Annotated in this window: 4 protein-coding genes; all 4 read left to right on the top strand. The window is 45.8% G+C overall.

Annotated features, from left to right (window positions below):
• Positions 1-70 precede the first annotated feature (70 nt).
• The 4 genes from BBR47_RS14140 to tycB all read left to right on the top strand — a co-directional run bounded on the left by BBR47_RS14140 (position 71) and on the right by tycB (position 16,360).
• On the top strand, positions 71-436 hold the full coding sequence (locus tag BBR47_RS14140) for a MarR family winged helix-turn-helix transcriptional regulator (protein WP_015891081.1): 366 nt from the start codon (positions 71-73) through the stop codon (positions 434-436).
• A gap of 3 nt (positions 437-439) precedes the next feature.
• Positions 440-1,630, top strand: coding sequence for an MFS transporter (locus BBR47_RS14145; RefSeq protein WP_015891082.1), 1,191 nt, complete (start codon positions 440-442; stop codon positions 1,628-1,630).
• A 587-nt stretch (positions 1,631-2,217) separates the two neighbouring features.
• Positions 2,218-5,496: a tyrocidine non-ribosomal peptide synthetase TycA gene (gene tycA, locus BBR47_RS14150; RefSeq protein WP_015891084.1), complete on the top strand. Its 3,279-nt coding sequence runs from the start codon at positions 2,218-2,220 to the stop codon at positions 5,494-5,496.
• A 94-nt stretch (positions 5,497-5,590) separates the two neighbouring features.
• A complete protein-coding gene (tycB, locus tag BBR47_RS14155; RefSeq protein WP_015891085.1) occupies positions 5,591-16,360 on the top strand; it encodes a tyrocidine non-ribosomal peptide synthetase TycB in 10,770 nt (3,589 codons plus the stop codon).
• Position 16,361: the final 1 nt, after the last annotated feature.

Here is a 16,361-nt window from a genome sequence, read left to right on the forward strand (position 1 = left end):
TCCTTTTGTATGATGATATAGGTTAGACGAATGTTCGTGGAAAAAGCCACACGGAAACCAATTTTGAATTTTGACCTTCTCAAACAGCAAGGAAAGAGATATATCGGTCACACAATGGGCGTTGATCCGTTATCTCAAAGATAACGGTCCTGCTACCTTTAGCGATGTCGCCGATTATTGGCAAGTAGAGAAGCCGGCTATTACACCCATTGCGCAAAAATTAGCTGCGCGTGAAATGATTTCGATTTTATCAGGTGCAGACAAACGGCAAAAAATTATGTGCCTGTCAGAGAAAGGGGAAGCGCTCCATAAAACGATTATGGAAGCGACTGATCCATTCTTGGAAGAATTAATGGAAGGTATCTCACAAGAAGAAAGAGACGTAGCAGCCACAGTACTGGAAAAACTAATCATGAATCTAAAGAGAAGAGGGTAAGCAGTGAATCAGGATAGGCTTTGGACAAAAGAGTTCGTCATTGTTTCTTTCATCAATTTTCTTTTGACACTGATGTATTTCTTACTAATGGTTACGATTGCTTCGTACGCCAAAACAGAATTTCTCGCTTCAACCAGTTTAGCTGGATTGGTTTCCAGTATCTTTATCATTGGTGCTTTGATTGGCCGATTACTTACGGGAAGAGCCATTAGTTATATTGGTACGAAAAAAACGCTATGGATTGGGTTGGGATTTTTTGCTGTCACCTCGTTGCTTTACTTTTTTGCTGTCCATATCAGCTTTTTACTGGTAAATCGTTTGCTGCAAGGGATTGCCGTTGGTATTGCCAGTACTGCAACAGGTACCATTATTGCTCAAATCTTGCCAGCGTCTCGCAAGGGTGAGGGGATAGGCTATTATAGTTTAAGTGCGATTTTAGCCACTGCCATTGGTCCTTTTCTCGGCATGATCTTGTTGCGGCTTGAAAATGGTTTCACCTGGATCTTTACGATGAATGTCGTGTTTTCCCTGATTTGCTTGCTGTTTTATGCCATGGCAAAAATCAATGTTCCGCTTTCTTCCGCGAATGTGAAAGAAGAAGAAACAGGTTCACTGCTTTCGAAATTCATCGAGCCGAAAGCCTTGCCGATTTCATTTATTGCCTTATTAATCGGCTTCAGCTATTCGGGTGTCTTGTCATTTCTATCGTTTTATGCGGAAGAAATTAATCTATCCTCAACTGCGAGTTATTTCTTTTTGGTGTATGCCATTGTCATTATCCTCTCGCGACCATTTTCAGGAAAGCTCATGGACGCAAGAGGGGCGAACATTGTGACATACCCCAGCCTGGTGATCTTTGCTGTCGGGATGCTTCTATTCAGTCAAGCCTCGACTTCTTTGATGCTGCTACTATCTGCTGCGTTGATTGGAGTAGGCTTCGGAAACTTTAACTCCATTGCCCAAACGGTAGCTGTGAAGGTGACAGCTCCGCATCGCTTTGGACTAGCAACCTCTACTTACTACATTATGTATGATCTAGGATTAGGAATCGGGCCCTATTTACTCGGATTTATCGTACCGCATACAGGATATCGTACGATTTTCGGTGGGATGGTTGCCTTTATTCTTTTCAGTATCCCGCTTTATTACTGGTTACACGGGAAACGAGATCGGGAATTGATGCGTGCTACCTAACTCTAAAGGCTCACACTTTCGAATGAAACCAGAAAGTGTGAGCTTTTTTTGGAGGAAATGAAGATTGGGTTAGGTAAAAAGTTGCTAATTTTACAAAAAATGCCTATTTTTTAACTGATTTCTAAAACGCTCTCTGTTATAATGAATAACAGTTTCTCAAACAGGTGCATATGAATGCGCTATTCTGCTGGATTCTAAGGAGGTGTGAAGGCCAGAACATTTGTTTTTGGATAAAAATTGGAAAGTGACTTTTGTCCTGAAAACTGCTTTGAGGAAACAGGGAATTTTTCCCATTGTGAACCGATGTAAAATGGTGGAAAATTTGTAGATGAAAATTGGTTCATGACGATAGTAATATGAATGTGGGTAATATTTACAAAATAGACACAAAAACCCAGACACTTTATTACATTCGGCCATTATATTAAATGGTGTTGATGATGGAGTTTCCAGTGTGAGCCATTGGTCACTGAGACTTCATCTTCAGATTTCGCAGACCATTTCCTTTCAGTTGCGTTCACTTGTTTGGCCATCGCATTGTATTGGCACACGATGGACTAAAGTTTGCCAATTATCGGAGGGGACATATGTTAGCAAATCAGGCCAATCTCATTGACTTGGAGTGGGAAAAAGAACAGGTAGCCGTGTTTAATGATACAAAGGCCGAGTATCCACTGGATAAGTCAATCCATCAGTTGTTTGAGGAACAGGTAGAAGCTGTGCCACACCGAGTTGCCATCGTTTATGAAAATGAGCGCTTAACTTACCAGGAGCTTAACAGGAAGGCCAACCAATTAGCGAGAGCACTGATCGAAAAAGGGATTACAACAGACAGCATTGTCGGTGTGATGATGGAGAAATCCATTGAAAATGTGACAGCTATTCTGGCCATTCTCAAGGCAGGCGGAGCGTACGTTCCCATCGATATCGAATATCCCCAAGATCGGATTCAATATATCCTGCAAGACAGTCAAACCAAGATCGTCATCACCCAGAAAAACGTCAGGCAACTTGTTTATGACGTCGGATACCGTGGTTCTGTAGTCGTGCTCGAGGAAGAACAACTGGATACTCACTCAGATTCCAATCTTCACTTGCCAAGCAAACCTACTGACATAGCGTATGTCATCTATACGTCAGGCACAACCGGCAATCCAAAAGGAACCATGCTGGAGCATAAAGGGATCGCGAATTTGCAATCATTTTTTCAAAATACGTTTGGTGTAACACCTGCAGACAGGGTTGGACAGTTTGCCAGCATGTCATTTGACGCATCGGTATGGGAAATGTTCATGGCTTTATTAACCGGTGCCAGCCTCTATATCCTTTCTAAACAGACGATTCATGATTTCATCCGTTTTGAAAACTATGTGAATGAAAATGAATTGACCATCATCACGTTGCCACCCACTTATTTGACTCACCTCAACCCAGATCATATTACTCCCCTTCGCATCATGATTACGGCAGGTTCAGCTGCCAACTTCCCTTTAGTGAATAAATGGAAAAACAAAGTCAGGTACGTGAATGCTTACGGACCTACGGAAACAAGCATTTGCGCGACGATTTGGGAGGCACCTTCCAATGTGCTCGTCAACCAAACGATCCCAATCGGCAAACCGATTCAAAATACATCCGCTTATATTGTCAATGAAGAGCTACAATTGCAGCCAATTGGCAGTGAAGGCGAATTATGCATAGGTGGAGTAGGCTTAGCCAGAGGATACTGGAATCGCCCAGACTTGACCGCCGAAAAATTTGTGGATAATCCGTTCGTACCAGGAGAGAAGATGTACAGGACAGGAGACCTGGCCAAATGGCTGCCGAATGGAGAAATTGAGTTTCTCGGCAGAATCGATCATCAGGTGAAAATCAGAGGTCATCGGATCGAGTTGGGTGAAATCGAGTCCGTTTTGCTGAAACATGAACAAATAAAAGAGGCAGTGGTAATCGCAAGAGAAGACCAACACGCTCAACCTTATTTGTGCGCTTATTTTATTTCGCAACTGGAAGTAACTCCTTCGCAGATGAGAGAATATGCCGCTCAAAAGCTTCCTGCATACATGCTTCCTTCTTATTTCGTGAAGCTGGATAAAATGCCGCTCACGCCGAATGACAAAATTGATCGAAAAGTATTGCCAGAACCTGATGTTGCTGCTGAGACAAATCTTGTGTACGAACCTCCTAGAAATCAGACAGAATCGATTCTCGCAACCGTATGGCAAGAGGTATTGGGAATCGAGAAAATTGGAATTCGCGATAATTTTTACTCACTCGGTGGGGATTCCATTCAAGCGATCCAGGTCGCTGCTCGTTTGCATGCCTATCAACGAAAACTAGACACGAAAGATTTGCTGAATTACCCGACAATTTCGCAGGTTGCTCTCTATGTCAAAAGTACGACGAGGAGAAGCGAGCAGGGAATTATCGAAGGCCCTGTTACCTTAACACCCATTCAACAGTGGTTCTTTGAAAAAAACTTTACGAATATGTTCCATTGGAACCAATCGTATGTGTTATATCGTGAGCAGGGATTTGATCCTGAAGCGATCCGAAAGGCCTTGGATAAAATCCTTTCGCATCATGACGCGCTACGCATGGTCTATCGGAACGAGAATGGGAGAATCGTTCAACAGAATCGTGGATTGGGTGGCGAATTGTACCAGTTCCTTCCATATGATTTGACCTTGCATTCGGATGTCCAGCAAGCAATCGAAGAAGAGACGAAACGCTTGCATGGCAACATGAATTTACAAGAGGGACAGTTGGTAAAGGCAGCCTTGTTCCATACGCTCCAAGGCGATCATTTGTTTTTGGCTATCCATCATTTAGTCATGGATGGAATTTCCTGGCGCATTCTTTTTGAGGATCTAGCAACTGCATACAGTCAGGTACTAGCAGGCAAAGATATCGTTCTCCCAGAAAAAACGGATTCTTTTAAAAATTGGGCAGTATGGCTTAACGAATATGCAAATAGTGATGCATTAACGAGAGAAATCCCGTATTGGGAGAATGTTGAATCTACAGCTAAGAATGCTTCCCTTCCTAAAGACTATGAAACGGTGGGCAGCAAACAGAAGAGTATCCGCAACATACAGGTCGGATTGCTTGCAGAGGAAACCGAACAATTGTTGAAGCAGGCAAATTCTGCTTATCAAACAGAGATCAATGATTTGTTACTGGCAGCGTTGGGGCTGGCCGTTGCAGAGTGGAGCAGGCTTGATCAAATCGTAATTAATCTCGAAGGGCACGGACGCGAGGATGTGATCGAACACGCTAACGTGACAAGAACGATCGGATGGTTTACGTCCCAATATCCAGTTTTACTAGATTTGAGTCAAATCAATCACTTACCTGACCATATCAAATGCACGAAAGAAAACCTAAGGAAGATCCCCAATAAAGGCATTGGCTATGAAATTTTAAAATATATGACAGAACCGGAAAAACGACGTGCCTTGTCCTTTTCCTTGCAACCCGAAGTAACGTTTAACTACTTGGGTCAGTTTGACTCAGGCCTTACCAGTGAAATGTTCATCCGTTCTCCTTATAGTGCTGGCAACTCACTCGGTGCGGATGGGAAGAACAATCTGAGTCCGGATTCGGAGATTTACACTGCCTTGAATATTACAGGAAGAATGGAAGGTGGGGAGCTTCTCATCACGTTTACTTACAGCGAGGAGCAGTTTAGAGAAGAGTCCATCCATCAATTGAGTAAGAGCTATCAAAAACATCTCCGGTCGATCATTACGCATTGCTCGCAGAAAAAAGAAGTCGAACGGACTCCCAGTGACTTTAGTCTAAAAGGACTTCAAATGGAAGAAATGGACGACATCTTCGAAGTACTTGCCAATACGCTTAACTAGAGAAGCACTTGCTAAAATTTCATGGGGTAAAATACGCCTTTTATTTACATTTTATTACAAATATGACAAATAATGTCGATATCGAGGTGCCGGAATGAGTGTTTTTAGCAAAGAACAAGTACAAGATATGTATTTATTGACGCCCATGCAAGAGGGAATGTTATTTCACGCCTTGCTAGACGAAGAACATAACTCTCATCTTGTGCAAATGTCCGTTTCGATCGAGGGCAATCTTGATGTTGGTTTGTATACCAATAGCTTGCATGTGCTGGTAGAGAGATTTGATGTGTTTCGCACGCTGTTTCTCTATGAAAAATTAAAGCAGCCTTTGCAGGTTGTCATGAAGGAACGGCCCATTCCCATCTTATTTTGCGATCTAACTGCATACGACGAGCAAGAAAAACAGCAGCGCTACACGCAGTACAAAAGGAATGACCAAGAGAAAACCTTTCATCTGGCGAAAGATTCGTTGATGAGAGTAGCTATTTTCCAAATGACGGAGAGCAAATATGAAATCATCTGGAGTTTTCATCACATACTCATGGACGGTTGGTGCTTTAGCATTATTTTTGATGACTTACTTTCCGTCTATTTATCCTTAAAGAACGGGGCTCCGATTTCCCTTGATCCAGTTCAGCCTTACAGCCAATTTATTCGCTGGCTGGGAAAGCAAGATAAAGAGGCTGCTCTCGCATATTGGAGAGACTATCTGGAACAGTTTGAACAGCAAACCTCTTTGCCGAGATTTGGGAAGTCTTCTAGCAATGCCTTTCTACCAGCGCAATATCGTTTTGTGCTGGACCGCATGGTGACGCAGCAGCTTTCAGCGATCGCAAGTCAAAATCAAGTGACTTTGCCAACCGTGATTCAAACCTTATGGGGGATTCTGCTCCAATCCTATAACACTACGAATGATGTGCTCTTCGGATCTGTTGTATCCGGGCGACCAACTGAAATCGTTGGAATCGACAAAATGGTTGGGTTGTTTATCAATACCATTCCATTCCGCGTTCAAGCGAAGAACGATCAAACCTTTGTCGACTTGATACAGGATGTGCACCAAAGAACACGGCAATCCCAGCCATATGAGCATGTGCCTTTGTACGATATTCAAAACGATTCCGTATTAAAGCAAGACTTGATCGACCACCTGATGGTCATCGAAAACTATCCATTAGTTGAGGCCTTGCAGAAAAAGGCGGAGACACGACAAGTCTGCTTTGCCATTGTCAATGTCGAGATGTTTGAGCCTACCAATTATGACATGACCGTTATGGTAATGCCCAAAGAAGAGATTGCGATGCGGTTTGATTATAATGCTGCTGTTTTTGACGATGCCTTTATCCAAAAAATGGCTGGGCACCTCAAGCAGATTGCTACTTGGGTGGCAAACAATCCGAGGGTCAACCTTCAACAGGTTACCTTGCTGACAGAAACTGAAAAACAACAGCTAATGGCTAGAAACCTTGATACTTCCGCAGCTTATCCAACGAAAACCATGCACGAGCTCTTTATGGAACAGGTGGAAAGGACACCTGATCACGTAGCTGTCGTATTCGGAGAACAGCATCTGACGTATCGGGAGCTAGATGAAAAGTCCAATCAGCTCGCCAGGTTTTTGAGAGGAAAAGGGATTGCAGCAGACAGTCTGGTTGGTACGATGATGGACCGATCCATCGAGATGATTGTCGGAATTCTTGGGGTTTTGAAAGCCGGTGGTGCATTTGTACCAATTGATCCAGAGCTGCCAGAAGAACGAATTGCCTACATGCTCGAGCATAGTGGGATTCAATGGGTAGTGACCCAGCAGCATCTACTAGAGAAGCTCTCGGCCTCTACTGAAACAATAGATATCAGCGCTCCAGCCATCTGGGAAGAGAGCAGTGCGTCTGTCGAAATGATCAATCAACCAGAGGACTTATTTTATATCATCTATACTTCAGGAACAACAGGGAAACCAAAAGGCGTCATGCTAGAGCATCAAAACATGGCAAATCTGATGCACTTTACGTTTGCGAAGACCAACATCGATTTTCATGAAAAAGTATTGCAGTATACCACATGCAGCTTTGATGTTTGCTACCAGGAGATTTTCTCCACGCTGCTTTCCGGGGGACAGCTCTATCTCATCACGAATGAGATGAGACGTAATGTAGAAAAACTGTTTGCGTTTATCCAGGAAAACCAGATCAGCATTTTGTCCCTCCCAGTATCCTTCTTGAAATTTATCTTTAACGAAAAAGATTATGCACAAAGCTTCCCGCGTTGCGTCAAGCACATTATCACAGCTGGAGAACAGCTCGTCGTCACTCATGAGCTACAAAAATATCTGCGGAACCATCACGTATTTTTACACAATCATTACGGGCCGTCGGAGACACATGTGGTAACCACCTACACGATGGATCCAAGCATGGATATACCAGAGCTGCCTCCAATCGGAAAACCGATCAGCAACACAGGCATTTACATCCTGGATGAAAAGCTGCAGTTGAAACCAGAGGGCATTGTAGGGGAGTTGTATATCTCTGGTGCGAACGTGGGAAGAGGGTATTTGCATAATCCGGAGCTGACTGCGGAGAAGTTTCTCGAGAATCCGTATCAATCCGGAGAAAGAATGTATCGGACGGGAGACCTCGCTCGTTGGATGCCTGATGGCAATATCGAGTTTTTAGGGCGAATCGATCATCAGGTAAAAATCAGGGGTCATCGCATCGAGCTGGGAGAGATCGAATCGCACCTACTCAACCACGCCTTGATTAAGGAAGCCGTAGTCATCGATAGAACGGATGAGACAGGCGGAAAGTATTTGTGCGCCTATGTCGTTTTGGCAGAGGAAGTCAGCAACGAGGAGCTGCGTGCGTACTTATCACGAACGCTTCCGGAGTATATGATCCCTTCCTTCTTTATGAAGCTGGAGCGGATTCCGGTTACACCTAACGGAAAAACAGACAGAAGAGCCTTGCCCATCCCTGAGGGGAATGCATTTACAGGAGCGGATTACCTCGCTCCGACAACCGAGCTGGAACAGAAAATGGCGGCGATTTGGGAAAGCGTACTCGGCGTTTCCCCGATTGGTATTCAGGATAATTTTTTCACGCTGGGCGGACATTCGCTCAAGGCGATTCATCTCATTTCCCGGATGCAAAAAGACTGCCAGACAGATGTTCCGCTTCGCGTCTTGTTTGATAGACCAACTATTCAAGAAATAGCCAAGTATGTAGAAGGTGAAGAGGCAGGAACGTATCTTGCTATTCCACAGGTCACCATGCAAGAGCATTATCCCGTATCCTCTGCGCAAAAACGCATGCTGATTTTAAACCAGCTTGATCCGGCTAGTACGGTGTACAATCTGCCCGTTGTGACGGTACTCGATGGGGAATTGAATGTGCCGCAGATGGAGAATGCCATTTCCGGTCTTGTGAGTCGTCATGAATCGCTCCGAACCTCCTTTCATACCATCAATGGCGAGCTGGTTCAACGTATCCATCCGGAATGCAAACTGCCAATCGCCTACATGGAAGCGACAGAGAATCGTTTGAATCAAGTCATCACGGATTTCATGCGTCCGTTTGATTTGGAAAAGGCGCCATTAAGTCGGGTTGGCCTGGTCAAACTGGGAGAGCGGCGCCATGTCATGATCATCGATATGCACCATATCATCTCGGACGGCGTGTCATCGCAAATCATCCTGAATGATCTTGCACAGCTCTATCAAGACAAATCCTTGCCAGAGCAGCGCATTCAATATAAAGACTTCGCAGTTTGGGAAAAAGGTTTGGCACAGACAGACGAGTACAGAAAGCAGGAAGCGTATTGGACCCAGCGATTCGCTGATGAAATTCCTGTCTTGAACCTGCCTTTGGACTACTCTCGACCGTCTGTTCAAAGCTCTGAGGGCGAACGTTATCTATTCCGTTCAGAAAAACAACTGTCGGATGGTTTGCAACGAGTGGCGGCGGAAACTGGAACTACGCTCTACATGGTGCTCATGGCAGCTTACCATGTTTTGCTCGCGAAATATTCCGGGCAGGAAGACATGGTAGTCGGAACCGTGACAGCTGGAAGAACGCACCCTGACACGGAAAGCATCACGGGTATGTTCGTCAACACGCTGGCAATGAGAAATCAGCCGGTTGCGACCAAAAGCTTTAAACAATTTTTGCAAGAAGTGAAGGACAATACACTGGCTGCTTTTGAGCATGGGGAGTACCCGTTTGAGGAACTCGTCGAAAAGCTGGCCGTTAATCGAAATCGAAGCCGCAATCCATTGTTTGACACCTTGTTCATTTTGCAAAATATGGATGCCGATCCGATCAACATCGAGGGCATGACAGTGACGCCTTACGTGCCAGAGGGCAAGATGGCGAAATTCGATTTGTCGCTCGAAGCAACGCAAAACCATGCAGGTCTCCTGTTCTGCTTCGAATTTTGCACCAAGCTGTTCAAGCAGGAGACCATCGAACGCATGTCCCGTCATTACATCCAAATCTTGCAAGAGATCACTCAGAACACGAACTTGGCTTTGTATGAGATAGAGATGCTCACCGAGCAAGAAAAGCAGGAACTACTTGTCCATTTCAATGACACATCTAAGCCTGTTCAGCTGGAAAGCACACTTACCCAGCTATTTGAAGAACAAGTAGGGAAAACCCCTGATCAAATCGCACTGGTTTGCGGAGACAAAAAGTTGACCTATCAGGAGCTCAATAAGAAAGCCAATCAGCTTGCTCGTACATTACGGAAAAAGGGAGTGAAGGCTGACCAACGAGTAGGGATTATGGCCAATCGTTCCTTGGAAATGGTCATTGGTATCCTTGCCATTCTCAAGTCTGGCGGAGCATACGTGCCGATCGATCCGGAATATCCAAATGATCGCATTGCTTATATGCTGGAAGATTGCGAGGCTCGTCTGGTGCTTACCCAAGAGCATCTCGGTGCAAAGGTTGCTGCTGGAGTGGAATGCCTGTATCTAGAGGATAAGAGTAACTATTCTCGTATCACCACAAACCTTGACCCGATTCATACGGCTACCCATCTGGCTTATATCATTTACACATCGGGTACGACAGGCAAGCCTAAAGGGGTCATGGGGGAGCATCGAGGTATTGTCAATAGTGTGACGTGGAACAAACAAGAGTTGGCCTTATCCGTTCATGACAGAGGTTTGTTGCCCCTATCCTTTGCCTTCGATGCTTTTGCCCTTACCTTCTTTGCGTTAATTATATCCGGTTCAACGGTTGTCTTAACGAAGGATGAAGAAGCCAAAGATCCAATCGCGCTCAAAAACCTGATCTCATCATGGAGTTGCAGCTACACGGTGTGCGTGCCAAGTATGTTCCAAGCGATTTTGGAATGCAGCACCACCGAAGAGATCAGCCCACTGAAAATGGTCATGCTCGGGGGAGAAAAGCTATCGCCAAAGCTGGTTGAGATGTGCAAAGAGATGAATCCGCAGATGATTACGGTCAATGCGTATGGCCCGACAGAAAGTAGCGTTATCGCCACCTATCTGTGCGATGCGCTCCCGGATGCTCCGATCACCATTGGAAGGCCAATTGCAAATACAAGCATATACATCGTGGATCATTCGCACCAGCTGCTACCAATCGGTGTAGTGGGAGAAATATGCATTGGCGGACTCGGTTTGGCACGCGGATATTGGAACAAACCAGAGCTTACCGAGGAGAAGTTTGTTTCCAATCCATTTGTGCCAGGTGAACGCATGTACAAGACGGGTGACCTTGGCAGATGGCTCCCGGACGGTACGATTGAATTCGCTGGACGTCTGGATGAACAAGTAAAAGTGAGAGGATACCGGATTGAGATCGGGGAGATAGAATCGGTTCTTTTCAGCTATGAAATGACAAATGAAGCGATTGTCGTTGCTTATCAGGATGGAAGCGGGGACGCGTATCTGGCCGCCTATTTCACTGGTAAAGAAAACATCTCGGAAGTTGCGCTGCGAACACATCTATCTCAAGAACTGCCAGCGTATATGGTTCCAACCTATCTGGTTCAACTGGACACTTTCCCGCTCACGCCAAATGGCAAGATCGATCGCAAAGCGCTGCCGAAGCCAGAAGGAAAGCCTACAACAGGTGTGGAATATGCCGCGCCTGCCAATGAAGTAGAGGCAACACTGGCAAAGATTTGGGAAAACGTCCTTGGCATCTCCGGCATCGGTGTGATGGATAACTTTTTTGAGTTGGGTGGACATTCTTTGAAAGCAATGACGGTAGTGGCGCATGTGCATCGGGAGTTTCAAATCGATCTCACTTTGAAGCATTTCTTTGAGCAGCCTACCGTTCGGGCCTTGTCCAGGCTGATAGCAAACAGTGAGAATACGTCAGATGCATTGATTCAACCAGCAGAACGACAAGAATACTACCCGGTATCCTCTGCCCAGCAGCGGATGTACGTACTTCATCAGTTGGAAGGAGCGGGCATCAGCTACAATACGCCTGGGATGATCATGCTAGAGGGTCAACTGGATCGCGATCAAATGGTGCATGCGCTGCAAGCATTGGTAGATCGTCACGAAATCTGGAGAACCTCCTTTGAAATGCTGGGAGATCAGCTGGTCCAAAAAATTCATGACCGCGTGGAAGTGGAAATGGCGTATAGGAGTGCAGAGGAACATCAAATCGATGAGATTTTCCAAGCGTTTGTCCATCCATTTGATCTGGCTGTTCCGCCACTGTTGCGCATGGGTCTCGTGCAAATCTCGGATGAACGTCATGTTCTCTTGTATGACATGCATCATATTGCTTCGGATGCCTCGTCCGTCCCGCTTATTTTCAATGAACTGGCGGAATTGTACCAAGGCAGACAATTACCGGAGCTTCGTATCCAATACAAAGATTTTTCTGTCTGGCAAAAACGCTTTACCGAGTCAGATGACTTCAAGAAGCAGGAAGAGTATTGGCGCCATGCGTTTGAGGGGCATAACAGCGTCTTGGAGATCCCAACAGATTTTCCGCGACCACCTGTGAAAAGCTTTGAGGGTGATCAAATCGTACTTGCTACCGATAGACCTCTGCTGGAAGCTTTACACGCGTTGGCTGCAGAAACGAAAACGACGTTGTTTATGGTGTTGCTAGCCGCCTACAATGTGCTGCTTTCGAAGTATACAGGGCAGGATGATATTGTTGTCGGAACGCCAATCTCCGGCAAGACGCGTGCTGAGCTCGAACCGATTGTCGGCATGTTCGTCAATACGCTAGCAATCAGAAACAAGCCGACAGCGGAGAAGACCTTCAAGGAGTTTCTGATGGAAGTCAAGCAGAATGCTCTGGATGCCTATGATCATCAGGATTATCCATTGGAAAGTCTGGTTGAAAAGCTTGGGATTCAGCGTGATCCGGGACGCAATCCACTTTTTGATACCATGTTCATTCTGCAAACTGACGAACTGTACCAAAAAACACTGGGTCAACTAACCTATCATCCTTATGAACCGACGAGCGCGCTTGCCATTTCAAAGTTCGACCTGTCTTTTCACCTGACTGAACGGGAAACAGACCTGTTGCTGCGACTGGAGTACAGCACCAAGCTGTTCAGAAGAGACACCGTAGATAGAATGTCGCGTCATTTCATGCAAATTCTACGCAATGTTGCAGCAGAACCTGATAGGCAGCTTCAAGCGATTGAGATGCTGACGGCAGAAGAAAAGCAGTTGTTGCTGGTGGAGTTCAATCATACAGACAGAGAGTATACGGAAGACCAGACCATACAACAGCTCTTTGAGGAACTGGTAGCAAATACGCCTGATCAAACGGCCATTGTATTTGAAGAGAAGCAGATGACGTATGAAGAGCTCAATGAAAGAGCGAACCAGTTAGCCACGGTTTTGCGGGAAAAAGGGCTAGGCCCTTCCCAAATCGTTGTCATGATGGTGGAGCGTTCCTTGGAAATGGTCATTGCCACGCTCGCCATTTTAAAAGCTGGCGGAGCCTTTTTGCCGGTCGATCCCGACTATCCCGAAGAAAGAATTCGCTACATGATTGAGGACAGTCAGGCGAAGCTCGTACTTACGCATTCTCACTTGATTCACAAGGTGTCCAGTCAGGCAGAGATTATCGATTTGGGCGATGCGGAAAGCTATTCGGCACAAACAGACAATCTACTTTGCATCAACAAGCCGTCTGATCTTGCCTATATCATTTACACGTCCGGTACCACTGGCAATCCAAAGGGCGTCATGCTGGAGCACAAAGGGGCAGCGAATCTGCAAGCCATGTTCAAGAATCATTTCGGCGTAACCCCACAAGATCGGCCAGGACATTTTGCGAGTATTTCTTTTGATGCATCGGTGTGGGATATGTTTATGGCTCTATTGACAGGAGCGACCTTGTATATCATCTCGCGTGATACGATCAACGATTTCCGCAAATTTGAGGAATACGTCCACAAAAACGGAATTACCATTCTCACGTTGCCGCCGACGTATGCCATTTATCTGGAGCCTGATCGTATGCCGTCATTGCGTATCCTGATTACTGCTGGATCGGCAGCATCTACCGCGTTGGTAGAGCAATGGAAAGAGAAAGTGACCTATATCAATGCCTACGGCCCCACAGAGAGTACGATTTGCGCGACGACTTGGAAGGCTTTGCCACATGAACCAGTTGGTCAGACCATTACGATTGGCAAACCGATTCAGAATACGAAGCTGTTCATCGTGGATGAACAAATGCAATTGAAGACAGTCGGTCAAATAGGTGAATTGTGCATCAGCGGGGTGGCGCTAGCCAGAGGATATTGGAATCGACCAGAACTGACGGCAGAAAAATTCGTCGACAATCCGTTTGTGCCAGGAGAGAAGATGTATCGCACCGGAGATCTGGCTAAATGGCTTCCGGACGGAAATATCGAGTATCTCGGCAGAATTGACCATCAAGTGAAGGTCCGCGGTCATCGGGTAGAGCTGGGCGAAGTCGAGAGTGTTCTGTTGCGGTATGAGACGATTGTGGAGGCAGTAGCCATTACACATTTGGATGACCTAGGGCAACCTTACCTGTGCGCATACTATGTAGCTGATGGGGCTGCAAGTCCGGCTCAATTGCGAGAATTTATGGGAAAAGAATTGCCAAATTATATGGTTCCCTCTTTCTTTGTTCAGATGGATAAGATGCCGTTGACACCGAATGACAAAATTGACCGCAAAGCATTGCCGAAGCCAAGCCACGAAGAAAAACCGGGCAGAGAATATGAAGCACCACAAAACGAGCTGGAACACTTACTTGCAACGACTTGGGCTGAGGTATTGGGAATTGGGCAAGTGGGAATGAAAGACAACTTCTTTGAATTGGGCGGAGATTCCATCAAAGCCATTCAGGTATCTACGCGTTTGCACGCAGCAGGCTGGACGCTGGCGATGAAGGAACTGTTCCAATATCCGACCATCGAACAAGTTGCTGCCCATGTCATACCGAACAACAGAGAGAGCGATCAGGGAGTAGTAGAAGGCGAGATTGACTTGACGCCCATCCAGAAGTGGTTCTTCGAGCGCAATTTCACTGACCGCCACCACTGGAATCAGGCTGTCATGCTGTTCCGAGAGGATGGCTTTGACCCGGGACTTGTTCAACAGGCGTTTTATAAAATCGTCGAGCACCACGATGCGTTGCGCATGATCTACAAACAGGAGAATGAAACAATCACGCAAATCAATCGAGCGTTGACAGGTGAGCGATTCCGCTTCCATTCATATGACTTGAAAGACCATGCAAATAGTGCAGCTCATATTTGGGAGTTGTCTAATCACATCCAAAGCAGTATCGATTTGGAACAGGGACCACTCGTCCACTTGGCACTCTTCTCCACAACAGAAGGGGACCATTTATTGATTGCCATTCATCATCTGGTCGTGGATGGCGTCTCATGGCGCATCTTGTTTGAAGATTTTTCCTCTGCCTATTCGCAGGCTCTCCACAATCAGGAGATCGTCTTGCCGAAAAAGACAGATTCATTCAAGGATTGGTCGGCTCAACTGCAAAACTATGCGGAGAGTGACGAGCTTTTACGAGAAGCGGCGTACTGGCACAACCTCGAGAGCACGGCCACAGCAGAAAAGTTACCAACCGATTTTGTTACAGCAGATCGTAAACAAAAGTACACCCGTACAGCGAAGGTCGAGCTGACAGCTCAAGAGACAGAAAACCTGTTACGTCACGTCCATCATGCTTATCACACCGAAATGAATGACCTATTGCTGACTGCGTTGGGATTAACCGTGAAAGAGTGGGCGAATACCAACTATGCTGTCATCAATCTGGAAGGTCACGGTCGTGAAGATATTCAGAATGAAATGAACGTGACCAGAACGATTGGGTGGTTCACATCCCAGTTCCCTGTCGTGCTAGATATGGAAAAATCAAAGGACTTGTCCTACCAAATCAAGCAAATCAAAGAGAGCTTGCGTCGCATTCCCAAAAAAGGAATTGGCTACGAGATTTTACGCACGTTGACGGCGGATAAACGGCGTCCATCCCTGCAATTTAGCCTGCAACCGGAAATCAGCTTTAACTACCTCGGGCAATTTGATTCGGATGTGAAATCTGGTGGATTTGCTTTCTCGCCACTCGGGACGGGTCAGCTTTTCAGTCCAGAATCGGAGAGGGTATTCTTGTTGGATATTTCCAGCATGATCGAGGATGGAAAGCTCCAGATCAGTTTTGGTTACAGCAGTCTCCAGTATCAGGAAGAAACCATTGCGAAATTGGCTGAAAGCTATCGGAATCACTTGCTCAGCATTATTGAGCATTGCCTATCAAAAGAAAAAGGAGAATTGACCCCGAGTGATCTGGGTGATGATGACCTTTCCATGGAAGAACTGGAGAACATCCTGGAATTAATCTAAT

The sequence above is a fragment of the Brevibacillus brevis NBRC 100599 genome (assembly GCF_000010165.1).
GTDB classification, from domain to species: Bacteria; Bacillota; Bacilli; order Brevibacillales; family Brevibacillaceae; genus Brevibacillus; species Brevibacillus brevis_D.

Bases quoted from the DNA above. Each gene is read 5' to 3' on its own strand.
- tycA (WP_015891084.1), top strand. From the start codon at position 2,218: ATGTTAGCAAATCAGGCCAATCTCATTGACTTGGAGTGGGAAAAAGAA.
- tycB (WP_015891085.1), top strand. From the start codon at position 5,591: ATGAGTGTTTTTAGCAAAGAACAAGTACAAGATATGTATTTATTGACG.